This window comes from Aeromonas sp. 5HA1 (assembly GCF_029237245.1).
GTDB lineage: Bacteria > Pseudomonadota > Gammaproteobacteria > Enterobacterales > Aeromonadaceae > Aeromonas > Aeromonas salmonicida.
In genome coordinates, this window is record NZ_JAACFW010000009.1 from 119,581 (window position 1) to 143,657 (window position 24,077).

Below are 24,077 nucleotides of genomic sequence, written 5' to 3' on the forward strand. Positions count from 1 at the left end.
TGATATTGCCAGCAGTTACCAGCGGGCCCTGGGGTTGCCAACGGGTTTGAACTGCTCGTCCCTCAGCCCGACCAGCAACGCCTTGCCATCCCCCTGCAGGCGAAACTCCCCATAGCGCGCCACTTCAAACTGTTCACCCGTGCCCTCTTCAAAGAAGAAGGCATCGGGCCCGATCAGCCACTGGTTGTCGCTCTGGCGCACTTGCAGCAGACGCTCATTCGATGCCAGTTGCTCCGGCTTGCCATCGGCGGCCCAGTTGGCCACCTGATGCTCATCGAGCCGGATCACCAGGGTATCGCTGCCATTGGTGCGCTCGCTGTAACGGCTGGTACCCAGCTGGCGGGCGATGTCGTAGTTGAGGCGCATGTAATCCCCCTGTATCAGGGAGCGGGGATCCACCGGCGCCAGCCTGAGCAGGACTACCTCGCCGCTGGTCATGGCGGCTTCGTAACGCCAGACGGTGAAGTTGATGCCTGCCAGTATGGCAAGGCCGGTCAGCAAGAGGGCAAGCTGTCTCATGACGGTCTCCTGGCGTTGATCACATGCAGTAACTGGCGGGCACCGAGCAGCAGGGCGCCGGAGCCCAGCAGCAGCCAGGATTTGGTCATCAGGGTCAGCCCCAGATCGTAGTAATAGAGGGAGCCAAAGCCGAGCAGCAGCAGGCCCGCCAGCGTCATCAGCCCCATGCTGCCAGCATGGAAACCGAGTACCAGCACCAGGGCACCCGCCCCCATGCCGGGGATGAAAGCGCTGATCAGCACCAGTGGCAGCCCGTATAGCAGTGGCAGCTTGAGCCGGATCATGACCCCGAGCAGCAGCGCCGCGCAGAGCAGGGGATTGAGCCAGAGCGGCAGGCGAGAGAGGCCAAGCTCGTCGAGCATGCTGGCCCCCTCATTCCACAGCGGATGGTGCAAGCGCCCAAGCACCAGCAGGGAGAGTGCCAATCCCAGGGTCAGGGATTCATACAACTGATGGTGGGCCGGTTGACGTTCTGCCTGCAGCCAGCAGAAGGCAAGCGTCATCATGACCAGCGGCAGGGCCAGCAGTTGCAGGCCAAGGCAGGCAAGGCCCAGGGTAAGCAGTATGGCGGCGGCGAAGCTGTGAAACAGCCGGATCAGCCAGTGCTCGAACAGGGCGGCAATAAAGAGAGAAAGGGCGGCGAGCCCCAGCCAGAGTGGCGCCGAGTGGAGATCAATCTGATCGATGAGGCCATAGAGCAGCCAGGCATCGGCGGCCAGCGCCAGCGCCAGCACGAACTGATCCCACAGATCGCTGCGCTGTGCGAAGCGGTTGAGGCCAAAGGCGATGGCCATCAGCACGGCGCCCATCATGAGGGCGCTGTTGGCATCCCGGGTGAGCTGTGAAAAGGACATGAACAGGAAAAACAGCAGGAAGAGAGCGGCAACCCAGCCCACCATGCCGAGCAGAAAGCGGCTGGACCAGTGAGGTTGGGTATCACGGGGGGCTTCCCCTTCCACCAGATCAGCCTGTTGCAGCCGTTGCCAGGGGGTCAGATCAGCCATGTTGCCTCCTTTTGGCGGGCTTGCCAGATACCTTGCTTATACATGGGACCTCCGTTGTTGTTGCAGCCAGCGGCTGGCGGCGACCGAGAGGCCGATGGCGATCAGGCTCAGCAGCAGGAAGCCGTCCACGTCGGGATCCATCCACTTGCCAAGGGCTGTCAGGATAACGGCGATGAGGCTCAGGCACCCCATGGCGAGCCCGGCGATAAATTTGTGGTGCCAGAGGGCGTAGGCGGCGACGAGCCAGCCCAGCCAGGCGGGCCATACCCAGGGGGAGGCGGCATCAAACAGTGCCAGCAGGGTCAGCAGTGTGACACCCAATCCCGCGGCGAGCCCGGGTAGCCAGGCGGGCATCAGCTTGAAGCGGGAGGGGGCCAGCAAGAGGGCGCCCCACAAGGCGGCGTTGAGCAGGGTCAGACACCAGCCCAGCCCCTCTTCATCGAAGCCAAAAAAGAAGCTGAACAGGCCGAGTCGCCAGTAGAGCATCAGCGCCAGCTGACCGAGCAGCCAACTCGTGGTCCACAGCAGGGGGCTCTGGCCGAGCGCCGCCAGCGGCAGCAGCATCAGGGCCCAGGTGGCGAACAACTGCCAGGGATCGGCACCTGTCTGGTAGGTCTGACCCACCAGGGCCAGCAGGGCGCCAATATTGAGGGCCATGGCCAGCAGCAGTGCCTGGCGGGGTGTGTCTGTCATGGGTTTTCGCCACAGCAGCACCAGCATGGCGAGCAGGGGCAGCTCCAGCAAGGCGAGGCGAGAGACGCGGCCCAGCTCCTGCCAGTTGAAGGCGACGAAGAACACCAGACCGGCGCCGAGGCAGAGGCTGCCGAGCCAGAGCAGCAGGCGGTCAAACAACCATTGCCAGCGGGCACTGGCAGGGGGCAAGTCGCACAGGGCGAGGGCGGCGGGCAGGTGAGTCTGGGCGAGGCGTCCGCGTCTGACCCAGTCGAGCAGCGTCTGTCTTGAGGTGAAGTGCATGGGATGCTCCATGAGGTTTGCCGCATTATGCCACTGTCTTGGCACTGCGGGACACTCCCTGTCTGTGCGTGGGCGACAGCAGGCTGCGTATCCGTATGATGGCAGGTAATAAATGTCAGGTAACAAAAAGCCCCGCCTGGTTGAATAGAGGCGGGGCTGGCTTGTGATGGCACGACATCGATGCCGGCATGGGAGCGGGGTAGGCAAGTGCTCACGCTTGCCTCGCCGCCTTCTGGTCATGTCGGCGGTTTGTCAGGCGAAGATGAGAGTACTCACCCCCAGCCCTGCAAACAGGATGGCGCAGGCGATGCGGATCCCCTTGAGCGGCAGCTTGTCGGCGCCCAGCTTGCCGAGCAGTACCACGGGCACGTTGGCCAGCATCATGCCGAGGGTGGTACCGGCGATGACTTGCGTCAGCGAGTCATACTTGGCCGCCAGCAGCACAGTGGCTATCTGGGTCTTGTCACCGATCTCGGCGATGAAGAACAGCACGAAGGTGGCCATGAAGGGGCCGTACTTGTCGAGCGGACTCTCTTCGTCATCCAGCTTGTCAGGTACCAGGATCCAGGCCGCCATCGCAATGAAGGAGCCTGCGACCAGATAGGTCATCACTTTGGGGTCCAGCCAGCGGCTGATCAGCTCGCCAAGCCAGGCGGCGCCGGCGTGGTTGAGCAGGGTCGCCGCCAGCATGCCGGCTATGATGGGCCAGGGCTTGCGAAAACGGCAGATGAGCAGCAACGCCAGCAGCTGGGTCTTGTCGCCGATCTCGGCGATAGCCACGCTCAGGGTTGAGGTTAACAAGGCTTCCATAAAAATGACCGGGGGACGGAATTGTTATACCTGAGACAAGCCTGCGCCATCCGTCCCCGGTATTGGCACTGGCCCGTCAAAGGTCTTGTCAAATCCACGTATTAGATGGATCACCCTGACCATGGTGAGTTGGCACCAAGCATGTTGATCAGGGTCGCAAACCGGTTTGGGGTCGGACTGCGAGACTACTCCCCCTCGATGGGAGCGGGCATTCTAGGGAAAAACCATCCGCGAGACAAGCGACTCAACCACCGACCAGCTTGACGCTGAAACCGGCCTTCTCCAGCTCGGTCTTGATCAGGTCCCGTTTATCCCCCTGGATCTCGATGATCCCCTCTTTCAAACCGCCGCCGGTGCCGCATTTCTTCTTGAGCAGGGTGGCGATGGTTTTCTGCTGTTCCGCCGGTACACCGTGGATGGTGATGACGCCAGCGCCCTTGCGCCCTTTGGTCTCGCGCCGGATGCGCACAGTACCATCCTGCGGAAAAGGGGAGGCGGATTGGGGCTGGGTTTGTTCCTTGATCATGCCGCCATCCGTGCTGTAAACCAGGTGGCTGTTGTTGTCGTGACTCATGGCAGTTATTTGTGAGTTAGCTAAGCGGAGTTTGATTTTACTCAAATCAGCGCGGGAAACACGGATTATAATGCCCCGAGTAAAAGCGAATTATTATTGTTTAACTTCAGGAGTCAGTCATGGTACTCGCGCAGTTGTCACCGGGACAGAGTGCTCGCATCAAGCACATGAACCATCTTGAACGTACATTGCGGCGCAAACTGATGGTGATGGGCCTGCTGCCACAGACCGAAGTTCTCTTCCTGCGCGCGGCCCCGCTGGGTGACCCGCTCCAGATCCAGTGCCAGGGGATCTGTCTCTCCATGCAAAAAAGCCTTGCCCTGCAAATCGAGGTTGAACTGGTATGAACTACTCCCTCGTAACCGTCGGCAATCCCAATAGCGGCAAGACCTCACTGTTCAACGCCCTGACCGGTGCCCGCCAGCAGGTGGGCAACTGGAGTGGCGTGACCGTCGACAAGAAGATGGGCGAGTTTTCTGCCCAGGGACATGACTACAAGCTGATGGACCTGCCCGGTATCTATAGCCTGGCCAATCAGGAAGGGAGCCTGGACGAGCAGATCGCCAGCCGCTTCGTGCAGGGTCAGCAGCCGGACCTGCTGCTCAACGTCATCGATGCCGCCAACCTGGAACGCTCTCTCTACCTCACGCTGCAACTGCGCGAGCTGGGGCTGCCCATGGTAGTGGTGCTCAACAAGATGGATATCCTGCAAAAGCGACGGGTGACCATAGATGAAGCTCTGCTCGCCAAGGCGCTCGGTTGCCCTGTGGTGCCCCTGTCGGCCCACAATCGCCAGCAGGTCGCCGCCTTCAAGCACCAGATCCAGCAGTTTATCGGCAAGCCCCAGCCGGCGCTGATGCTCGATTACGGCAGCACTCTTGAGAAAGACTTGGCGGAGCTGGAGACACTGCTCGCCCCCCATCACCTCACCGCCCGTGGCCGCGCCTTGCGCCTGCTGGAAGAGGATGAGGCGATGCAGGAAACCCTGCAGGCAGGGCAACAGGCTGCCGCTACCAATGTGGTTGCCCGTGCGCACCATGCTCAGGACATAGATCTGCAACTGGCGGATATCCGCTATGGCCACATTCATCGGTGGACCAGCCAGGCGTGCCAGCAAAAGGGCAAACTCACCGTTGCCCAGAGTGAATGGCTGGATCGGGTGCTGCTCAATCGCTGGGTGGGCATCCCCTTCTTCCTGCTGATGATGTACCTGATGTTCCTGTTTGCCATCAATGTGGGCAGCGCCTTCATCGACTTCTTCGACATCATGGGCGGCGCCCTGTTTGTGGACGGGGTGCATCACCTGCTGGGGCTGGTCAATGCCCCCGAGTGGGTTGGCGCCATACTGGCGGGCGGCTTCGGGGTCGGTTTGCAGACGGTCGCTACCTTTATCCCCGTGATCGGCTGTCTCTACCTGTTCCTGGCTGTGCTGGAGAGCTCAGGCTATCTGGCGCGGGCTGCCTTCGTGGTGGATGCCCTGATGCGCCGCCTCGGCTTGCCGGGCAAGGCGTTCGTGCCCATGCTGATGGGCTTTGGCTGTACGGTTCCCTCCGTGATGGCGACTCGCACCCTGAACTCGGAGCGCGAGCGGCTGATGACCTCGGCCATGGCGCCCTTCATGTCGTGCGGTGCCCGTCTGCCGGTCTATGCCCTGTTCGCGGTGGCCTTCTTCCCCGAATCGGGTCAGAACCTGGTGTTCGGTCTCTATCTCGTCGGCATTCTGGTGGCAGTGCTCACCGGCCTCTTGCTGCGCAACACACTGCTGCCGGGCAAGAGTGACTCCATGCTGATGGAGATGCCCGATTACGAGTGGCCGCGCCCCATCAACGTGGGGATCAAGACCTGGCAGAAACTCAAATCCTTCGTGTTTGGTGCCGGTAAAACCATAGTGCTGGTGGTTGCCGTGCTGAGCGTTCTCAACTCGCTGGGGACAGATGGCAGCTTTGGTCACCAGGATCAGGAGAGCTCGGTGCTGAGCAAGGTCAGTCAGGCGGTCACCCCTGTGCTGCACCCCATAGGTGTGCGCGATGACAACTGGCAGGCCACGGTCGGCATAGTGACCGGCATCTTCGCCAAAGAGGCGGTGGTCGGTACCCTCAACAGCCTCTATGCCGGCAGTGCCGGTGATGAGGAGGAGAGTGAATACTCCCTCGTTGCCAGCTTCCACGAGGCCATCGCCGCCGTTGCCGCCAATCTGGCGGAGATCAACCCGAGCGATCCCATGGGGATCTCCGTCGGTGAGCTCGATGACAGACAAGCCGCCGCCCAAGCTCAGGAAGTGGACGTGTCCACCTATGGCAACATGCAGACTCACTTCGACGGCGCGGCCGGTGCCTTTGCCTACCTGTTGTTTGTGCTGCTCTACATGCCTTGCGCCGCCGCCATGGGCGCGCTGGTGCGGGAAACCGGTCGCCAGTGGGCGCTGCTGACCGCCGCCTGGTGCAACTACACCGCCTTCCTGTGTGCCACCGTCTTCTATCAGGCGGCCACCTTTGCCGCTCACCCCGAGCAGAGCCTGTTCTGGATTGGCAGCTATGGCCTCTCCCTGCTGCTGCTCTGGTGGCTGGGCCGCCGTCACGGTGACATAGTCGCCCGCAAGGTGGTGGCCTTATGATACTGCGAGAGCTGGGGGACTATCTCGCCGTGCAGCGCAAAGTGAGTCGGCGGGATCTGGCGCGCCACTTCCATACCTCGGAAGATGCGGTGGAGGCCATGCTCGGTGTCTGGATGCGCAAGGGCCGGGTCGCCAAGCGGGAGACCCAGGTGTGCGGTGGCAGCTGCTGCGGCAAGAGCCAGGAGGTGATGTTCGAGTGGTGTGAGCCCGGCCAGATTGGTTTGGTACAAAAGCGCTAGCGCGCTTGTCGGATCCCTCACCCCATAATGCAATAAACAAGACCCGCCATCGGCGGGTCTTGTTGTTTCTGCGGCTGGCCGCCTAGGCTGTGTTCTCAAAATTAGGCTCGGGCGTTAACGCCCGGGCCAGCGCTGGCCCACGTCGGCGTGGCGATACCAGGCCATCAGGGCCTGCTGGCCCTCGATGTCATCCAGGGCCGGTGACCAGGGGGCAAAGTCTTCCTCCCTGAACGGTGCGTAGGGGCCGTGCTTCACCTCGAAGATGACGGCGCCAAGATCGAGGGAGAGCACCGCATGCCAGGTGGCGACCGGGGTCTCCAGTACCGAGGTCTCTTCCCCCAGTACGCCACGAGCAACCACTGTGCCTTCATCGTCAAAGTTGAGCGCCACGAAGCGCCCGCACAGGGCGGTGAGCAGCTCCCAGGTTTGCAGATGGCGATGGGGGCGGATATAGGTGCCCGGCTCCATGGCGATGGCGAGGCGCTGGATGGGGTCGGCCAGCTGGTCGTGCAGATTGTGATTCATGCGCTTGCGCGGGGAGTGGGCGGCCTCGGTGGCGAGACTGGCAAGGCGTGCGACGTCCAGTTTTTTCATGTGCAGTTCCATCATAAGGCAAAGGCAGGAGCGTCGGCAGAGTAGCATGCCCGAGGGGCTGACAGGCAAGGGACGAGCCGTAAGCAAATGTAAACAAGGGAGCCGGTCGGGCCCCCTTGTTCAGTGGCTGCTGTGTACCAACTCGCTTACAGCTTGGCCAGCATCTCTTTGGTGACCAGCACTATGCCCTGCTCGGATCGGTGGAAGCGGCGGGCATCTTCACAGGCGTTTTCCCCCACCACCAGCCCTTCGGGCAGTATGCAGCCCTTGTCGACCACCACACGGCGCAGGCGACAACCGGCACCTATCTCGACCCCGGGGAAGATCACCGCCTGATCCAGGGTGCAGAAGGAGTGCACGCGCACATTGGTGAACAGCACCGAACTCACGATGAAGGAGCCGCTGACGATGGTGCCACCGGAGAACATGGAGTTGATGGTCATGCCGTGCTGGCCGTTTCTGTCCTGAACGAACTTGGCGGGGGGGGTCATGGTCTGGCTGGTCCAGATGGGCCACTCCTGATCATAGATATCGAGCTCGGGAGTGACGGAGGCGAGATCCATGTTCGCTTCCCAGAACGAATCCACAGTCCCCACATCACGCCAGTAGGGGCGTTTTTGCGGGCAGCAGCCGACGCAGGACATGCTGAACGGATGGGCGTAGGCGGATCCCTCCTTGACCACCCGCGGGATCACGTCCATGCCGAAATCGTGGTGGGAATCCTGGTTGGCCAGATCCTCTTCCAGCAACTGGTAGAGATATTCGGCTTCGAAGATGTAGACCCCCATTGAGGCCAGCGCCATGTCGGCCTTGCCTGGCATGGCGGGCGGATTGGCCGGTTTCTCGACGAAGGCGTTGATCTTGCGATCCCCATCCACCGCCATCACCCCAAAGGCGCTTGCCTCTATGCGCGGCACCTCGATGCAGGCCACTGTGACCTTGGCCCCCATGTTGACGTGATCGAGCAGCATGGCGGCGTAATCCATCTTGTAGATGTGATCCCCCGCCAGCACCACCACGTATTTGGGGGCGTGATCGCGAATGATATCCAGATTCTGATACACGGCATCGGCGGTGCCGCGATACCAGTTGACCTCGTCCACCCTTTGTTGGGCAGGCAGCAGGTCGATGAATTCGTTCATCTGGTAGCGCAGGAATGACCAGCCCGATTGCAGATGGCGCAGCAGGCTGTGGGATTTGTATTGGGTGACCACGCCGACCCGACGGATCCCCGAGTTGATGCAATTGGAGAGTACGAAGTCGATGATGCGGAATTTACCGCCAAAATGAACTGCCGGTTTCGCCCTGTTGTCCGTCAACTGCTTGAGGCGACTGCCCCGCCCTCCTGCGAGAACCAAGGCCATGGTCTCGTTCAGCAATTGTCTGGATTTTGCTGTATTGGCAGGTTGTAACAACATTGAATACCCCTTTGTTGATAGAATCTCTTGATACTGCCTCCTTTGAGGCCTGTATGAAAGGGCTTTCAACGACATTTTTTGCAAGCAGGGGGCTCACATTGATTTTTTTGTCATTTATGTGAGCAAACGCCATGGCCGGGGACGGGTGTTAACCAGATAGCAACATGGCGAGAAGAGGCGGGGGCTAAGACAAGGATTGGTGGCTGGCGTTTTTTTGAACCGTCATCTGCCATGGCGGATGACGGTTCAAGGGGGAGGGGACAGGGGGCGGACTAGAAGGGATCGTTACTTTCATCCTTGGTGGGCTCCAGACTCCAGCCGGTGGCATCCGCACTGCTGGCGATCTGGCCCTTCTCTTTCCACAACTTGATCTTGAGGCGCAGGTTGTTGGCCGAGTCGGCGTTTTTCACCGCTTCTTCCTCCTCTATCACCCCTTCCACCACCAGATCGAACAGGGCGCTGTCGAAGGTGACCATGCCGAGCGCTCTGGATTTCTCCATCACCTCTTTCAGGCTGCCAAATTCACCGCGTTTGATCATGTCGCGGATGGTGTGGGTGCCCAGCATGATCTCCACCGCCGCCCGGCGGCCACCGTCTGTGGTTTTCACCAGTCGCTGGGAGACAAATGCCTTGAGGTTGTTGCCAAGATCGTTGAGCAACTGTGGCCGGCGCTCTTCCGGGAAGAAGTTGATGATGCGATCCAGCGCCTGGTTGGCGTTGTTGGCGTGCAGGGTGGAGATGGCCAGATGCCCGGTCTCGGAGAAGGCAAGGGCGTGCTCCATGGTCTCGCGATCGCGAATTTCACCGATGAGGATCACATCCGGTGCCTGGCGCAGGGTGTTCTTGAGCGCGGCGTGGAAGCTGCGGGTATCTACCCCTACCTCTCGCTGGTTGATGATGCTCTTGCGGTGACGATGGACGAACTCCACCGGATCCTCGATGGTGATGATGTGGCCGCCGCTGTTGCGGTTGCGATGGTCGATGAGGGCCGCCAGCGACGTGGATTTGCCCGAGCCTGTTCCGCCCACAAACAGCACCAGACCCCGTTTCTCCATGATGGTGTCGAGCAGCACGGGCGGCAGTTTGAGATCCTCGAAGTGGGGTATCTCTGTCTTGATGTTGCGGGCCACCAGGGAGACTTCGTTGCGTTGCTTGAAGATGTTGATCCGAAAACGGCCTATCTGGGGCAGGGAGATGGCGAGGTTCATCTCCAGCTCCCGCTCGAACTGCTGCTTCTGCTCGCCATCCATGATGTCGGCGGCGATCTTGGCTACTTCACCCGGTTCGAGCGACGTCTCGGACAGGGGGCGCAGCCCACCGTTGAACTTGGCACAGGGAGGGGCGCCGGTCGACAGATAGAGGTCTGAGCCGTCCTGCTTGGCCAGGATCTGTAGCATGTCTCGCAATTCCATGGTTTTGCCTCGTCTATCAAGGAGATGCCGTTACTTGGGATGTTATTGAGTGTACAGCCTCAGGCACCGGTGAGTTTCTCGCGAAACACAAAAAACACCGCGCCCATGATGCAAAGGCCGGCCCAGAGGTAATCCCACTTCAGATCCTCTTTCAGATAGAAGACCGAGAAGGGGACAAACACGGTAAGGGTGATCACCTCTTGCAGTATCTTGAGCTGGCCAACACTCATCACTGTATGGCCGATACGGTTGGCGGGGACCTGCAACAGGTATTCGAACAGGGCTATACCCCAGCTCACCAGGGCGGCGATGATCCAGGGTTTGTGGTTCATGCTCTTGAGGTGGGCATACCAGGCGAACGTCATGAAGACGTTGCTGCACAAGAGCAGACCGATACTGGCGAAAATCGGGTTCATTGGGTTCTCCTTGAAAGTCCGGCGCATTTTATCCCTGAACCCCGGGTTTCCATAAGTGGCACGGCAGGGTATTTTTAACCCATCAAGGGTAGGTGACACAGGGATCAGGGGATGGGGAAGAGAGGCTGGGGTGTGTTTGGCCTGCTGCTGGCCTGCCAGGCACAGGGTGCCCCAACCCTGACTGTGGCCACCGATGTCTGGCCACCGTTTCGCGTCTTGCAGCCGGATGGGCAGTTTCGCGGGTTGGACATGGATATTCTGCAGCGGCTGCAGAGCCGTAGCGGCATACAGTTCGAGGTGAAGCGGGTTCCCTGGGGACGGGCCCTCAAGCAGATGCAGACCGGTCAGGTTGACCTCATGATGGGGGTGGCGATGACGCCGGACAGGGCACAGTTCATCGATTATCTGCAACCCGCCTACTACCAGTGCCACACGTCTTTTTATGGCAAACCGGCAGTGGTGTCATCCCTTAACACCTATGCCGATCTGCAGGGGCGCAAGGTCGGTCATGTGCTCAACTCCGCCTACTTCGAGCCGTTTGATTCGGATACCCGGCTCGACAAGCACGGCGTACCCACCGAGGATCAACTGCTGCGCATGGTGCAGCGGGGCCATTTATCGCTGATGATAGGCACGGATTGCCAGGTGGATTATGCCCTGAGCCAGCACAATGAGGCCGGGCTCATCAAGGCGGCCTATCTGCCACCCAAGCCGGTCATACTCTATCTGGGCATGAGCAAGCGCTCCCCTCACCACGCCCTGCGGCAGCCGCTGGCGCTGGCGTTGCAGGAGATGGTGGCGAGCGGCGAGATAGGTGCCCTTGCCAAACCTTACCAGCCTTGACCTTGGGTGGTAACGCACTGTTATCATGCGCTTTTCATCCTTGTGCGCCGGGCTGGTCAATACAGCATCGGCGCCGGGCCTTGTACACGTTCGGGGAGCTTCTGTGTATCTCTCTTTGCTCGCCCGCCAGCGACGCTGGCAGCGGGGCTGGTTGTTTTGCCTGACGCTGCTGACCCTGCTGCTCTTTTTCTTCTCCCTTATCTGGGGCGAATTCATGCTGCTGCCCTGGCAGCCCATGGGCGATCTTGAACAACGCATCCTGCTGGAATTGCGGTTGCCCCGTGCCTTGCTGGCCCTGCTGGCGGGGGCGGCGCTCGCCTGCGGCGGCGCCGTGCTGCAGGTGATGCTGCACAACCCGGTGGCCGAACCCGGCCTGCTTGGCGTGTCGAGCGGCGCTGGCCTCGCCGCCATGGTGGCGATGGCCGTGGCCAAGTCCCTCGGTATCTATCTGCCAGGCTGGGGCTTGTCGCTGGCAGCGTTTGGTGGCGCCCTGGCGGTGACCATGCTGCTCATTCGGCTGGCGCGACGGGCCAGGCTCGGCCATACCCGTCTGCTGCTGTTCGGGGTCGCCATCGGCATCCTCACCAATGCGGTCATGACCTGGCTGATGTACTTTGCCGATGACGGCTCTCTGCGCGAATACATGTTCTGGATGATGGGCAGCCTCTCCTATGGCAGCCAGCAACTGGCCTGGTGGTGGCTGGTGCTGCCGCTGACGCTCGGCTGGCTTTGCTGGCAGGGCAGGGCCTTGCAGCAACTGCTGCTGGGGGAGACCCAGGCCCGTCTGATGGGACTGGACGTGGACAGGATGCGGGTGCGACTGGTGCTGGCGGTCTGTCTGCTCACCGGCATTGCCGTGTCGCTATGTGGTGTCATCGGCTTTGTCGGGCTGGTGGTGCCTCATCTGCTGCGTCTGTGTGGCGGCAGCGATCAACGCTTCCTGTTGCCCGCCTCTGCGCTGGGGGGCGGCGCCCTGCTGCTGGGGGCCGATCTGGTTGCACGCTCTGCATTAAGCGCCGGTGAGCTGCCCATCGGTGTCATCACCGCCTCGGTCGGCGCCCCGCTCTTCATCTATCTGCTGCTGAGGCAAGATGCCAATGCTACCGCATAAATACCGGCCCGAATGCCGACATGCTCAAGTTGTCTACTCGCTGTTGAGGCAAGATGCCGATGCTGCCCGCTGATCCCTCTTCGCTTGAGTCAGCCTCCCTGATTGAGGCGCGGGCCCTTGCGATCCCGGAGCGACTGGCTGCGCTGGATCTCGATTGGCAGGGGGGTCAGCTGGTGGCCCTGCTCGGTCCCAACGGCAGCGGCAAATCCACCCTGCTTGGCGCCCTGGCCGGTATTTTGCCCGCCGCGGGCACAGTGCGGCTTGGCGGGGTGGCGATCCGCGAGCTGAGCTGGCCGGAGCTGGCCCAGCGCCGCGCCATGCTGCCCCAGCGCCAGCCCCAGCTGTTTCATATTCCTGTGTTTCAGGTGTTGGCCATAGGGCTGGATGAGCGGGTGCAGGCCAGGCAACCGGGCGATGTGAAGCAGGCCCAGAGCGATGCCATCGACGCCCTGTGCGATGCACTTGAGCTGAGCTCACTATTGGCGCGGGACTTCAGTCGCCTCTCCGGCGGGGAGCAACAGCGGGTGCTGATCGCCCGTACCCTGCTGCAGGTGTGGCCCGGCCTCAATCCGGCGGGGCGAGTCTTGCTGCTGGACGAACCGCTGGCGGGGCTGGATCTGCACCATCAGCTGGCGCTGTTGCGGCTGCTGAAATCGTTGACACGGCAGGGGCTGCTGGTGGTGCTCGCCATCCACGACATCAATCTGGCCATCGACTGGGCGGATCGGATCCTCTGTCTGCAACAGGGGCGCGTGGTGAGCGAGGGGGGCGTCGATGTCATCGACGAAGCCTTGCTGGAGCGGGTGTTCCAGATCAAGACCGACCGCATTGAGGCGGCCGGTCGGGTCTGGTTTATGCCCAGCTTGTAAGCGGGGTATAGAGGAAAGAGTGCGCGTGTAGGGTCGATTAGCGAAGCGTAATCGACCGACTGCAAGAAGAAGGGGCCGGTATCAACAATACCGGCCCCTTTGGTTTTATTCGCAGTTCAAGCCTGTTTGCTCAGGCGTACCTGGGCGGCCTCGGCCAGCATGGCCAGCAGGGTTTCGGTGTCGCTCCACGACAGGCAGGCATCCGTGATGCTCTGGCCGAAGGTGGCAGTGCAGCCGTTCTCCACATCCTGACGACCTTCCACCAGGAAGCTCTCGGCCATGATGCCGGCGATGCCGGTACGGCCGCGGCGCAGTTGATCGCAGATGTCCTGGGCCACCAGCAGCTGACGGCGGTGATCCTTCATGCTGTTGCCGTGGCTGAAATCCACCACCAGGCGCTCTGGCAGGCCCACGTCGGCCAGGGCTTCACACGCCTCGTCGATGCTGGCGGTATCGTAGTTGGGTCTGTGGCCGCCACGCAAGATCACGTGGCCATAGGAGTTGCCGGCGGTACGGTAGATGGTCATCTTGCCGTCCTTGTCCGGGGAATAGAAGATGTGGCTGTGGCGGGCGGCGCGCACCGCATCGATGGCGATGCGGGTGTTGCCGTCGGTACCGTTCTTGAAGCCGACCGGACAGGAGAGGGCGGAGGCCATCTCGCGGTGTACCTGGGATTCGGTGGTGCGGGCGCCTATGGCACCCCAGGTGATGAGATCGCTGATGTACTGACCGGTCACCATATCGAGAAACTCGGTGGCGGTGGGCATGCCGATCTCGTTGATGTCGACCAAGAGCTTGCGGGCCAGTTTCAGCCCTTCGTTGACATCGAAGCTGCCATCGAGGCGCGGATCATTGATGAGTCCCTTCCAGCCGACGATAGTGCGCGGCTTCTCGAAGTAGGTGCGCATCACGATGCAGAGGCTCTCTTTGTACTGCTCGCGCAGGGCGTTGAGGCGACGGGCATACTCGTGGGCGGCGGCCGGATCATGGATGGAGCAGGGGCCGACGATGACCAGCAGGCGCTGATCCTCACCGGCCAGAATGGCTTCCACTTCGCGGCGGGCATCCAGCAGGTTCTGGGCAACGGTGTCGTTTAACGGGAAGGCGTGCGCGAGCTCGCTTGGAGTGATCAGGGACTCCAGGCGACGGGTGCGCAATTCATCGGTGTGAATGGACATACGACTCAATTCTCGAGTGGGTGGCGTGGGCTGTAGCGTTGACCGCGTGCCGAAATTGCAAGGGGATAAAATAAAGCAAAATGCCCCTGATGGAAACCTCGAGGGGCTCTGATAGGATGTGAACCCTAAAACGACGCCAAATGAGGTAGATAGCGTGGCAAAGCCAGGAGCAACCGGGGTTACCCGCATCATCAACGCAACCGGTTACAGCATGAAGGGGCTCAAGTCAGCCTGGGTCAACGAGGCGGCCTTTAGGCAGGAGCTGATGTTGATCCTGCTGCTGATGCCGTTGGCCTTCTGGCTCGGAGATTCCCTCAACCAGATCCTGCTGCTGGTTGCCATCAGCTGGCTGGTGGTGATCGTCGAGGTACTCAACTCCGCCATAGAGGCAGTGGTAGACAGGGTGGGCTCGGAGCATCACGAGCTGTCGGGCCGCGCCAAGGATCTTGGCTCCGCCGCCGTCTTTATCGCCCTGGCGCTCAACGCCCTGGTGTGGGGGGCTCTGGTGGGACGCAACCTGCTCGGCTGGTGGTAGCATTTTCGGTACCAAGAAAAGCCCGGCGGGGCATAACCCAGCTGGGCTGGTGGTAGGTTGCGAGAGCAACCTTTCTCGTGGCTAAGAGACAGGGGCGTCCGATCACGCTGTGCCAATCGACCCGACGCTCTTTGGTCACTGAACCACAGTACCCGGCCATAAAGAAACCCGCCATTCGGCGGGTTTCTTGTTTATTGCATTTTGTCAGTTGGATTAGTCGCTTGACGGCATAACCCGACGGCTCAATGCAGGATCCGCGCACGTATGGTGCCGTTGATCTCCTTGAGCTTGGAGAGCGCCTTCTCGCTGTGCTCTGTCTCCACGTCGATCACCACATAACCGATATGGCTGCTGGTTTGCAGGTACTGACCGGCGATGTTGATCCCCTCTTCGGCGAAGATCTGGTTGATCTTGTTCATCACACCCGGCTGGTTGCGGTGAATGTGCAGCAGGCGGCTGGAGCCCTTGTGCCCCGGCAGCGACACTTCCGGGAAGTTGACGGCGGAGAGGGTGGAGCCGTTGTCAGAATACTTGACCAGCTTGTTGGCCACTTCCAGACCAATGTTCTCCTGGGCTTCCTGAGTGGTGCCACCGATATGGGGGGTGAGGATCACGTTGTCCAACCCGCGCAGCGGGCTCAGGAACTCTTCGTCGTTGGACTTGGGCTCAACCGGGAAGACGTCGATGGCGGCACCGGAGACATGACCGCTCTTGATGACGTCGGCCAGGGCATCGATATCCACCACGGTACCGCGGGCGGCGTTGATGAAGATGGCGCCCGGTTTCATCATGCGCAGCTGCTCGGCGCCGATCATGTTCTTGGTGGAGGCGGTCTCCGGCACGTGCAGGCTGATGACATCGGACATGTTGAGCAGTTCGACCATGCTCGGAACCTGGATGGCGTTGCCCAGGGAGAGCTTGTTCTCGATGTCGTAGTAGTAGACCTTCATGCCGATGCTCTCGGCTATGATGCCAAGCTGGGTACCGATATGGCCGTAGCCTATGATGCCGAGCTTCTTGCCACGGGCTTCCACCGAGCGATTGGCCAGTTTTTCCCACACGCCGCGATGGCACTTGGCGTTTTTCTCCGGGATGCCGCGCAGCAGCAGCAGTATCTCGCCCAGCACCAGCTCTGCAACGGAACGGGTATTGGAAAAGGGGGCGTTGAAGACGGGGATGCCACGCAGGTGGGCGGCGTCGAGATCAACCTGGTTGGTGCCGATGCAGAAGCAGCCGATGGCGACCAGCTTGCTTGCGGCATCCAGCACCTTCTCGGTGAGCTGGGTGCGCGAGCGCAGGCCCACGAAATGCACATCACGAATGCGCTCGATCAGATCCTCTTCCGACAGGGAGGTCTTGAGGTACTCCACGCTGGTATAACCTGCGGCACGAAAGGTCTCTACCGTGTTGGGATGCACTCCCTCCAGCAGCAGTACCTTGATCTTATCCTTGTCCAGCGAAAACTTGGCAGTCATGACGATCCCTCTATGTATGCAAAGAATGAGTGCAGATATGGTCTGTGAAGAAAACCGTAAAGTAGCAAAAACGATTGTGAGAGGGAATATTTGTGACGAAAGTCAAATTCTTTGAAGTTTTCAACGATAGTTGTAAACCACAGTTTGCAACTCATTGAGTGATAAATGAAAACGGCGCCATCAGGCGCCGTCGTCGATTTGCAGAGCAATGATGTTGCCGAGGTGGCCTTATTGGGTGATGACCCCGTCAGGTGTGCCGATCAGTACCACGTCCGCGCCACGGTGGGCAAACAGGCCGTTGGTGACCACGCCCACTATGCCATTGAGCTGTACTTCCAGCGCCTTGGCATCCTTGATGGCCATGCCCTTGACATCCAGTATGATGTTGCCGTTGTCGGTGACCACACCTTTGCGCCACTCGGGGTTGCCACCCAATTTGCGGATCTCGCGGGCCACGTATTCACGGGCCATGGGGATCACCTCTACCGGCAGCGGGAACTGGCCCAGCACGTCCACGGTTTTGGTGTTGTCGATGATGCAGATGAACTTGTCAGCCACGGCTGCCACTATCTTCTCGCGGGTCAGGGCCGCGCCACCGCCCTTGATCATGTCGCGGGTGGCATTGATCTCGTCGGCGCCATCCACGTAGACGGAGAGGGCATCGATATCGTTGAGGTCATAGACATTGATACCCAAGGCTTTGAGGCGCTCGGTGGAGGCGATTGAGCTGGATACTGCCCCTTCAATCTGGTCCTTCATGGTCGCCAGCGCATCGATAAAGTGGTTGACGGTAGAGCCTGTGCCTACCCCGACTATGGTACCGGGCACCACGTATTTGAGCGCAGCCCAACCAGCCGCCTTCTTCATTTCATCTTGAGTCATGATCGATCCTCTGGGAAAAAGCGGGCGCATTATATCCAAGCATCCCCCCCAGAGCGACCACCCAGCTCACGTTCCGGTCCAAAAAAACCAAGATGTAAATCGTTTGCCTGTTTATTGAGCCTTCTGGATGGCATCTGGCGTGGCGGGCACGAAAAGGGGGGGGTACTGAGAGGGGGGGATGGCAAAAAAACAGAGACGGCAGCACAGCCAACGGGGGCGGTCACGGCAGTCGGCACAGGCCGACTGCCTGTGCGGTCATGCAAATTGCCAGCAGCGGCTCGGGGTGATGATCTGCGGTAGCGGCACGTCCCACTGCTCCTGTGGCACTGCATCCACCTGTTGGCAGTCATGGGCGAGACCCAGCGGCTTGGGGCCCAGCCTGTGTTCGTGCCAGCAGGCGAGGGTGCGATCGTAATAGCCGCCCCCCATACCGAGCCGGTTGCCCTCGGCATCGAATGCCACCAGCGGGGTACAGATAAGGTCCAGGGTGCTATGAGGCACCACCTGGGACATATCCAGCTCAGGCTCGGCGATGCCGTAGCGATTGCGGGTCATGGGGCTGGTGGCTGTGTAGCGCAAGAAGAGCAGGTGACCCGGGGTGAAGGGGTGCAGCACCGGCAGATAGACCTCTTTTTGCTGGGCCCAGAGCCAGTGGATGGCGGGCAGGGGGTTGAGTTCGCCATCGTTGGCCAGGTAGAGGGCAATGCGTCTGGCGGCCAGGATCTCGCTGTGCTGCTTGAACTGGGCAACCAGCTGCTGGGCTGCCTCCTGCTGCTCGGCCTGGTTCAGGCTTTTTCTGCGCAGACGAATGAGCTGGCGCAGGGTTTGCCGCTCATGGGCTTGCTCGGGTTGGGTATCCGGCATGGGGGCTCCTGTATTGTGCACCTGGGTTGAGCAGGGAGTTGGCCGCAAAGGCCCGGTTACCTTAACAAGGCTTGCGAGGGATGAACAGAGCGACAAACCCGGTGGGGATGGGCTGCCAGGCCGGGTGCAATGCCCGGTCCGACAGCCGTCCCGGTTATTTGTCCGATGTCTTGCCCATCTGATGCTTGATGAAGACAGCCACTATCGCAGCCAGTGCCAGGGCCATGGGATAGAAGCTCATACTCACCACCGCCAGCGGCGACAGTGCGAAGATGGAGCCCAGCAGCAGCGCCTGTGCGCCCCAGGGGATGAGTCCTTGTACCACGCAGGAGAAGATATCCAGCATGGAGGCGGCGCGGCGCGGGGTGACGCCGTGATGCTCCGCCAGCTCCCGCGCTACCTTGCTGGCCACTATGATGGCCACTGTGTTGTTGGCGGTGCAGAGGTTGGTCAAGCCCACCACGCCGGCGATGCCGAGTTCGGCCGCCTTCTCGTTCTGCTCGCCATCGTGCTGGCGGGTAAAGCGGGCAATCAGGGCGCTGATGCGGGCGCTGATCCAGGCCAGCCCGCCCTGGTGTTCCATCAGGGCGCCGAGACCGCCGATCAGCATGGAGAGCAAAAAGATCTCCTGCATGCCGGTAAAGCCCTGATAGATATCCTTGCTGAACTGGCCCAGCGGGTAACCGCTGATCATGCCAACCGCGCCCGCGGCCACAATGCCAATTCCCAGCACCATGAAGACGTTCATGCCAGCGAGCGCCAGCACCAGGATCAACAGATAAGGCATCACCTTGAACAGGTCCGCGCTGGCGGTGGTGGCGGGGGCTTCTCCCACTGAACCCAGGGTCAGATAGAGCAGGATCACTGCGATGGCGGCAGGGGCCGCAATCTTGATGTTCTCGCGAAACTTGTCCTTCATTTCGCAGCCCTGGCTGCGGGTCGCCGCTATGGTGGTGTCCGAGATGATGGAGAGGTTATCGCCGAACATGGCGCCGGAGAGAATGGTGCCCGCCATCAGCACGGGGTCGATACCGGCTGCCTGGGCGACGCCGAGCGCTACCGGCGCCACGGCGCCGATAGTGCCCATGGAGGTGCCCATGGCGGTGGCAATAAACGCAGAGATGAGGAACAGGCCCGGCAGCAGGAACCAGCCCGGGATCAGCGACAGACCGAGCGCCACGGTGGCATCGACCCCACCGGTGGCCTTGGCCACGGTGGCGAAGGCGCCAGCCAGCAGATAGATGATGCACATTGCCATTATGCTGCTGTCACCCACCCCCTTGAAGAAGGTTTCAAGGTTCTTGTTGAACCCCTCTTTCCCCAGCGTCAGTGCCAGCATGACGGCAGGCAGTGCAGCCACGGGGGCTGGCAGTTGATAGAAGGCGAATTCCACCCCTTGCAGGGTGAGCCAGGTGCCGGTACCGATAAAGAGAGCAAGAAAGACCAGAAGAGGCAGCAGGGCTCTGGCGCTGGGTTGGGTCTGGATCATGTATTCCTCTGTGGTTGAACATGACCTCCCTGTCGTCACCAGCCCGGGTTGATGGGATGAGCGTGGCGGGCATCCTGCCGCTGTGGGGCGCCTACAGTAGTGAGTCGGGGGCATTCGGTCAAGATAGACGTCCAGACGGATAGGGCTTTTTATCGGTCAATTCTGACGCCATTGAAATATCAAAAGTATGTTCGGAAAAATTAATCAATGCTGTCAATTGTTCGGCATTGACTTGAGACATGCAGGGCGCTTTTCACAGACATGTCATTTGGCTGACGGGCTGATGGTACTGAATATCCAGGTTATCTGCGTCTGGGGTAGGCCGCCGACGCCGCCTTGCGCGTGCTGGGCATGGCACCTGCGTCTGCAGGCAATGAGGCGGCCTTGATACTCGGTGAGGGCGGCGCGGTTACTGCGCCATTTCCCCCACTGCTTGAACGGCTGCAGCCAGGGCGTGGCTATCGAGAGTCAGGGGAATGTGGCTGATACCCGGCACCAGGGTGACGGGCCATGGAATGCCGAGCGCTCTTAACTCGGGTTCCAGTTGGTCGGTTTTAAACGCTTCGTCATCGGTGCCCGCGATCACGGCGCAGGGGCGCTGTACATTGCGCAAATTCTGCCGGTAGTCGCGCTCTGGCTGGAAGTTCGCGGCGAGGTTGAATGAGTAGGAGGGGGTCAGGAGAGCTTTCGCTTCGTCATTGAGCGCAAAGTTCAGCACCGTCAGATGGTTGAGTGCTGAAATATGGAAACCGTTGAGGATGCTCAGGGCAATGAGGCGAGGAAGGCCGACACGCACCCAGCCGCCGCTGTTTGGTCGGTAGTTGGCGGCAGTGGGGCCCAGATACGGAGAGAGGAGCAGGTAGTTGTCAAACAGGACTTGCCGTGAGCCACCGGCGACGCGCAGCACAAAGCCACCCCCTGACGAGAAGCCTGCGAGGGTGGCGGGTTTGCTCGGAGCCACTGCTGCGGCGAAATCTTCCAGATCGTCTTCCAGTTGCCCTATGTAGGCTATCGTGCCTCTCTGGCCCGACTCGCCATGGCCGCGGATATCGAGGGTGTAGGCACCATAACCGGCTTGCGAGAAGGCGCTCGCCAGTATGTGCATGCTCTGGCTGCTGGCCGAGGAACCATGAACCAGCACAACGCTACCCCTGACATCCTTGCCTGCGGGGGCATAGTGTCGGTAACCCAACTGCGCGCCGTCACGGGCCGGGTATCTTGAGAGCGGCGGCAGGCCGCTCCAGTCAAGGGTTTTGAAGGGGTTGCTGATACTGGCCATCTCCGGCGCCGGGCCTGGCCCGCCAAACAGCAGCGCCGCCACAAGGGTGACAAGGCCGAGGGACAGCAGGCCCAGTACGCACAGCAATTCCGTATTCATATGTTTACTTCCTAGTTGCGGGTGTCAATTGCGGCTTTTTATCGGCGTAAACCTATCATACGGCGTCGTCTCTGCCAAACTCCAAACCGCCAGTCTGCGGGGTTGGAATGGCAAGGGGTGGATCAGCCATTTTGAGCGGTTCACCGTCGCGCCCGAACCGAAGAGGGTGTCTCACGGCTTTTCAAAGCCGGCGCAGGCTGGTAAAACGGTCTCTTTCCATAAAACAGATGAGAGGGTGGAGATGGACAATCCGATCCGTGTGGCCGTGATGGGCTGTAATGGTCGTATGGGCAAGGTGCTGCTGGAAGCCATCACCAACGCCGAGGGCGTGGTGGTCGGGGCGGCGCTGGAGCGACCTGGCTCTGCCGTGATCGGGCTGGATGCCGGTGAGCTCAACGGTCTGGGCAAGCTGGGTGTGATGATCAGCGACAGCCTGGACAAGGTTCGGGATGAGTTTGATCTCATCATCGACTTCACCCGTCCCGAGGTGACCCTGGCCAACCTGGCCTTTGCCCTGGCCCACAACAAGCAGATGGTGATCGGCACCACAGGTTTTGATGACGCAGGCAAGGCGGCGCTGAAAGAGGCGGGCAAGCAGATCGGCATCGTCTTCGCCTCCAACTACTCGGTCGGCGTCAACCTGGTGTTCAAGCTGCTGGAGCAGGCCGCCAAGGTGATGGGGGATTACACCGACATCGAGATCATCGAAGGACATCACAGACACAAGGTGGATGCACCGTCCGGCACTGCGCTTTCCATGGGGGAAGTGGTGGCCAAAACCCTTGGCCGCGATCTCAAGGAGTGCGCCGTCTATGGCCGTGAAGGGATCACCGGCGAACGGGATCGCAACACCATCGGCTTTGCCACCATTCGCGCCGGCGATCTGGTGGGGGAGCACACCGTCATGTTTGCCGACATCGGCGAGCGGGTGGAGATCAGTCACAAGGCCTCCAGCCGCCTCACTTTCGCCAATGGCGCTGTGCGCGCGGGCAAGTGGCTTGGCCAGCAGGGTGCCGGTCTTTACGACATGCAGGATGTACTCAGTCTGAAATAAGCTGCCTGACGTCCTGGGTGTCATCGCTCCCCCTGCGAGGGGCACCCACTGCCTTGCCAAACCCCGGTTCGCCGGGGTTTTTCGTATTTTCTTGTATAAATGGTGATTACGCCGCGTTTTTTCACCCAAACCATCCAAACTACCTCTTTCTAGAACGGTGGCCTGGCTCCCTTCTGTCAAATGTCATCAAAGCGTAACGAGATTGGGCCTCTACACTCCCTGCGGTCGCATTTTTTCACATGTCACAAAAAAGACTAAAAATTCAAAACAAGAAAAACGTTTTCTATTTTTGCAAGTCACTTATCTGTCATTAAATGACTCTTTTTATGGCTGGTTAGGTTTTTTTATAAATCACAGTTACTTGTTTTTAAAGGGTTAAATGTTGGTTTTTGTGCTTTGAGTGGCACAAGGCGCCACTTTTGTCGCGGGTTCTGGCTTTTCTTTTGCTGGAGGGGGTTGCAAAGCGATTGAGTGCATAGATAATGGGTAATGTTGCTTGTTTATTGAATTTAGATGCATTTAAAACGAGAAAAGACGTTGAAATGCGATCATTTTTAAGTAGAATGCGCCCAATTTGCCAGAAATCTGCCGGGTTTGAGCCCTGTTTCAAACAGCGTCCGGACCCGCAACACCCAGGTAAATTGCTGAATTTAAAGCTAAATAACTGGAGGTTGTCTTGAATCACACTGCATTGCTAGTGCTGGAAGATGGAACTGTGTTCAAAGGCGTGTCGATAGGCGCCGAGGGATGTTCCGTTGGTGAAGTGGTTTTCAATACGTCGATGACGGGCTATCAGGAAATCCTTACCGATCCCTCTTATTCCCGTCAGATAGTCACCCTCACTTACCCCCATATAGGCAACACCGGCACCAACAGCGAAGATGAAGAGTCCAGTCAAATCCATGCACAGGGATTGATCATCCGGGACCTTCCGATACTTGCCTCCAATTTCCGCAATCAGCAATCCCTCTCCGATTACCTCAAGTCTCACAACATCGTTGGCATCGCCGACATCGACACCCGCAAACTGACTCGCATCCTGCGCGAGAAAGGCGCCCAGGCTGGCTGCATCCTGGCTGGCAAGCAAGTTGATGAGGCATATGCCCTCGAACAGGCCCGCGCCTTCCCCGGCCTCAAGGGGATGGACTTGGCCAAGGAAGTTACTGTGTCAGACGCCTACGCCTGGACCGAAGGCAGCTGGCAGCTTGGCAAGGGGCATGTCACTCCGGCGGCCGATGAACTCAAATACCACGTGGTAGCCTACGACTTTGGCGTCAAGCGCAACATTTTGCGGATGCTGGTGGATCGTGGCTGCCGTCTGACGGTAGTACCGGCCAAGACACCGGCCGCCGAGGTGCTGGCGATGAATCCCGATGGCATCTTCCTCTCCAACGGCCCCGGTGACCCCGAGCCGTGTGACTATGCCATCGACGCCATCAAGGCTTTTCTCAACACCAACACGCCGGTATTTGGCATCTGCCTGGGTCACCAGCTGCTCGGTCTGGCCTCCGGCGCCAAGACCATCAAGATGAAGTTCGGCCATCACGGCGCCAACCATCCGGTGAAGAGCCTGGATGACAACACCGTCATGATCACCGCCCAGAACCACGGCTTTGCAGTGGACGAGAGCTCACTGCCGGATTGCCTGCGCCCCACCCATGTCTCTCTGTTTGACGGGTCCTTGCAAGGCATCCACCGCACCGACCGTCCGGCCTTCAGCTTCCAGGGTCACCCCGAAGCGAGCCCGGGCCCGCACGACTGTGCCGGTCTGTTCGACCACTTTATTGAATTGATCAAGCAGTATCGCGCTTAAGAGGAAAAGAG

24 protein-coding genes are annotated in these 24,077 nt (G+C 60.1%); 9 read left to right on the plus strand and 15 right to left on the minus strand.

All coding sequences use genetic code 11. From position 1 onward, the window contains the following. Window positions 1–15: 15 nt before the first annotated feature. The 5 genes from GWQ27_RS10430 to GWQ27_RS10450 all read right to left on the minus strand — a co-directional run bounded on the left by GWQ27_RS10430 (window position 16) and on the right by GWQ27_RS10450 (window position 3,882). Entirely contained in the window at window positions 16–519 is a 504-nt protein-coding gene (locus GWQ27_RS10430; RefSeq protein WP_275907296.1) for a GDYXXLXY domain-containing protein, read from the minus strand. After that, entirely contained in the window at window positions 516–1,523 is a 1,008-nt protein-coding gene (locus GWQ27_RS10435; RefSeq protein ID WP_234577584.1) for a DUF4401 domain-containing protein, read from the minus strand. Before GWQ27_RS10435 ends, GWQ27_RS10430 begins: the two co-directional genes overlap by 4 nt. A gap of 36 nt (window positions 1,524–1,559) precedes the next feature. Beyond that, window positions 1,560–2,498 carry a DUF2157 domain-containing protein gene (locus tag GWQ27_RS10440; RefSeq protein WP_275907297.1) on the minus strand — a complete coding sequence of 313 codons (939 nt, stop codon included), beginning with the start codon at window positions 2,496–2,498 and terminating at the stop codon, window positions 1,560–1,562. 252 nt (window positions 2,499–2,750) lie between these two features. Next, the gene (locus GWQ27_RS10445) at window positions 2,751–3,308 is read right to left on the minus strand and encodes a TMEM165/GDT1 family protein (RefSeq protein ID WP_234595776.1); all 558 of its coding nucleotides are present in this window, start codon (window positions 3,306–3,308) and stop codon (window positions 2,751–2,753) included. Window positions 3,309–3,552: 244 nt separating this feature from the next. Further along, complete coding sequence (locus GWQ27_RS10450; protein WP_005314581.1) at window positions 3,553–3,882, minus strand: translation initiation factor; 330 nt, start codon at window positions 3,880–3,882, stop codon at window positions 3,553–3,555. Window positions 3,883–4,001: 119 nt separating this feature from the next. Between GWQ27_RS10450 and GWQ27_RS10455 the strand changes: the two genes are divergently transcribed. The 3 genes from GWQ27_RS10455 to GWQ27_RS10465 are packed head-to-tail and all read left to right on the plus strand — an operon-like array spanning window position 4,002 to window position 6,735. Continuing rightward, entirely contained in the window at window positions 4,002–4,229 is a 228-nt protein-coding gene (locus tag GWQ27_RS10455) for a FeoA family protein (RefSeq protein WP_005314583.1), read from the plus strand. Then, window positions 4,226–6,496 carry a Fe(2+) transporter permease subunit FeoB gene (gene feoB, locus GWQ27_RS10460; protein WP_275907298.1) on the plus strand — a complete coding sequence of 757 codons (2,271 nt, stop codon included), beginning with the start codon at window positions 4,226–4,228 and terminating at the stop codon, window positions 6,494–6,496. The genes GWQ27_RS10455 and feoB overlap by 4 nt, the downstream gene beginning before the upstream one ends. Then, window positions 6,493–6,735, plus strand: coding sequence for a FeoC-like transcriptional regulator (locus tag GWQ27_RS10465; protein ID WP_021140137.1), 243 nt, complete (start codon window positions 6,493–6,495; stop codon window positions 6,733–6,735). Before feoB ends, GWQ27_RS10465 begins: the two co-directional genes overlap by 4 nt. A 114-nt stretch (window positions 6,736–6,849) precedes the next feature. Here GWQ27_RS10465 and GWQ27_RS10470 read toward each other — a convergent pair whose 3' ends face one another. The 4 genes from GWQ27_RS10470 to GWQ27_RS10485 all read right to left on the minus strand — a co-directional run bounded on the left by GWQ27_RS10470 (window position 6,850) and on the right by GWQ27_RS10485 (window position 10,575). Continuing rightward, window positions 6,850–7,329, minus strand: a complete 480-nt coding sequence (locus tag GWQ27_RS10470) for a WbuC family cupin fold metalloprotein (protein ID WP_275907299.1) — start codon at window positions 7,327–7,329, stop codon at window positions 6,850–6,852. A 146-nt stretch (window positions 7,330–7,475) separates the two neighbouring features. Continuing rightward, window positions 7,476–8,747 (minus strand): glucose-1-phosphate adenylyltransferase, encoded by a 1,272-nt coding sequence (glgC, locus tag GWQ27_RS10475; protein WP_017412109.1) that lies wholly within the window; start codon window positions 8,745–8,747, stop codon window positions 7,476–7,478. Window positions 8,748–9,019: 272 nt separating this feature from the next. Then, window positions 9,020–10,159, minus strand: a complete 1,140-nt coding sequence (tapW, locus tag GWQ27_RS10480; protein WP_275907300.1) for a type IVa pilus ATPase TapW — start codon at window positions 10,157–10,159, stop codon at window positions 9,020–9,022. A gap of 59 nt (window positions 10,160–10,218) precedes the next feature. Further along, on the minus strand, window positions 10,219–10,575 hold the full coding sequence (locus GWQ27_RS10485) for a DMT family protein (RefSeq protein ID WP_005314602.1): 357 nt from the start codon (window positions 10,573–10,575) through the stop codon (window positions 10,219–10,221). A 111-nt stretch (window positions 10,576–10,686) separates the two neighbouring features. Between GWQ27_RS10485 and GWQ27_RS10490 the strand changes: the two genes are divergently transcribed. The 3 genes from GWQ27_RS10490 (at window position 10,687) to GWQ27_RS10500 (ending at window position 13,398) form a co-directional block, all read left to right on the plus strand. After that, the gene (locus GWQ27_RS10490) at window positions 10,687–11,418 is read left to right on the plus strand and encodes a transporter substrate-binding domain-containing protein (protein ID WP_265433875.1); all 732 of its coding nucleotides are present in this window, start codon (window positions 10,687–10,689) and stop codon (window positions 11,416–11,418) included. Between the two features lie 103 nt (window positions 11,419–11,521). Next, the gene (gene btuC / locus GWQ27_RS10495) at window positions 11,522–12,529 is read left to right on the plus strand and encodes a vitamin B12 ABC transporter permease BtuC (protein ID WP_275907301.1); all 1,008 of its coding nucleotides are present in this window, start codon (window positions 11,522–11,524) and stop codon (window positions 12,527–12,529) included. Window positions 12,530–12,588: 59 nt separating this feature from the next. Then, a complete protein-coding gene (locus GWQ27_RS10500; protein ID WP_275907321.1) occupies window positions 12,589–13,398 on the plus strand; it encodes an ATP-binding cassette domain-containing protein in 810 nt (269 codons plus the stop codon). Window positions 13,399–13,514: 116 nt separating this feature from the next. Here the strand turns inward: GWQ27_RS10500 and GWQ27_RS10505 are convergent, their stop codons facing one another. After that, window positions 13,515–14,576, minus strand: a complete 1,062-nt coding sequence (locus GWQ27_RS10505) for a 3-deoxy-7-phosphoheptulonate synthase (RefSeq protein WP_275907302.1) — start codon at window positions 14,574–14,576, stop codon at window positions 13,515–13,517. A 154-nt stretch (window positions 14,577–14,730) separates the two neighbouring features. Here GWQ27_RS10505 and GWQ27_RS10510 point away from each other — a divergent pair, with 154 nt between their 5' ends. Continuing rightward, window positions 14,731–15,111: a diacylglycerol kinase gene (locus GWQ27_RS10510; protein ID WP_005314618.1), complete on the plus strand. Its 381-nt coding sequence runs from the start codon at window positions 14,731–14,733 to the stop codon at window positions 15,109–15,111. A 242-nt stretch (window positions 15,112–15,353) separates the two neighbouring features. Here the strand turns inward: GWQ27_RS10510 and serA are convergent, their stop codons facing one another. The 5 genes from serA to GWQ27_RS10535 all read right to left on the minus strand — a co-directional run bounded on the left by serA (window position 15,354) and on the right by GWQ27_RS10535 (window position 21,199). Further along, window positions 15,354–16,586, minus strand: a complete 1,233-nt coding sequence (serA, locus tag GWQ27_RS10515) for a phosphoglycerate dehydrogenase (protein WP_099992663.1) — start codon at window positions 16,584–16,586, stop codon at window positions 15,354–15,356. Window positions 16,587–16,814: 228 nt separating this feature from the next. Beyond that, window positions 16,815–17,468, minus strand: a complete 654-nt coding sequence (rpiA, locus tag GWQ27_RS10520; RefSeq protein WP_111587643.1) for a ribose-5-phosphate isomerase RpiA — start codon at window positions 17,466–17,468, stop codon at window positions 16,815–16,817. Window positions 17,469–17,723: 255 nt separating this feature from the next. Continuing rightward, window positions 17,724–18,332 carry a 5-formyltetrahydrofolate cyclo-ligase gene (locus GWQ27_RS10525; protein ID WP_275907303.1) on the minus strand — a complete coding sequence of 203 codons (609 nt, stop codon included), beginning with the start codon at window positions 18,330–18,332 and terminating at the stop codon, window positions 17,724–17,726. Between the two features lie 154 nt (window positions 18,333–18,486). Next, on the minus strand, window positions 18,487–19,821 hold the full coding sequence (locus GWQ27_RS10530; protein WP_275907304.1) for a Na+/H+ antiporter NhaC family protein: 1,335 nt from the start codon (window positions 19,819–19,821) through the stop codon (window positions 18,487–18,489). A gap of 409 nt (window positions 19,822–20,230) precedes the next feature. Continuing rightward, complete coding sequence (locus tag GWQ27_RS10535) at window positions 20,231–21,199, minus strand: alpha/beta fold hydrolase (protein WP_275907305.1); 969 nt, start codon at window positions 21,197–21,199, stop codon at window positions 20,231–20,233. A 241-nt stretch (window positions 21,200–21,440) separates the two neighbouring features. Between GWQ27_RS10535 and dapB the strand changes: the two genes are divergently transcribed. Next, window positions 21,441–22,253, plus strand: a complete 813-nt coding sequence (dapB, locus tag GWQ27_RS10540; protein ID WP_087755431.1) for a 4-hydroxy-tetrahydrodipicolinate reductase — start codon at window positions 21,441–21,443, stop codon at window positions 22,251–22,253. A gap of 676 nt (window positions 22,254–22,929) precedes the next feature. Further along, the gene (gene carA, locus GWQ27_RS10545) at window positions 22,930–24,066 is read left to right on the plus strand and encodes a glutamine-hydrolyzing carbamoyl-phosphate synthase small subunit (RefSeq protein ID WP_275907306.1); all 1,137 of its coding nucleotides are present in this window, start codon (window positions 22,930–22,932) and stop codon (window positions 24,064–24,066) included. The last annotated feature ends 11 nt before the right edge of the window (window positions 24,067–24,077 follow it).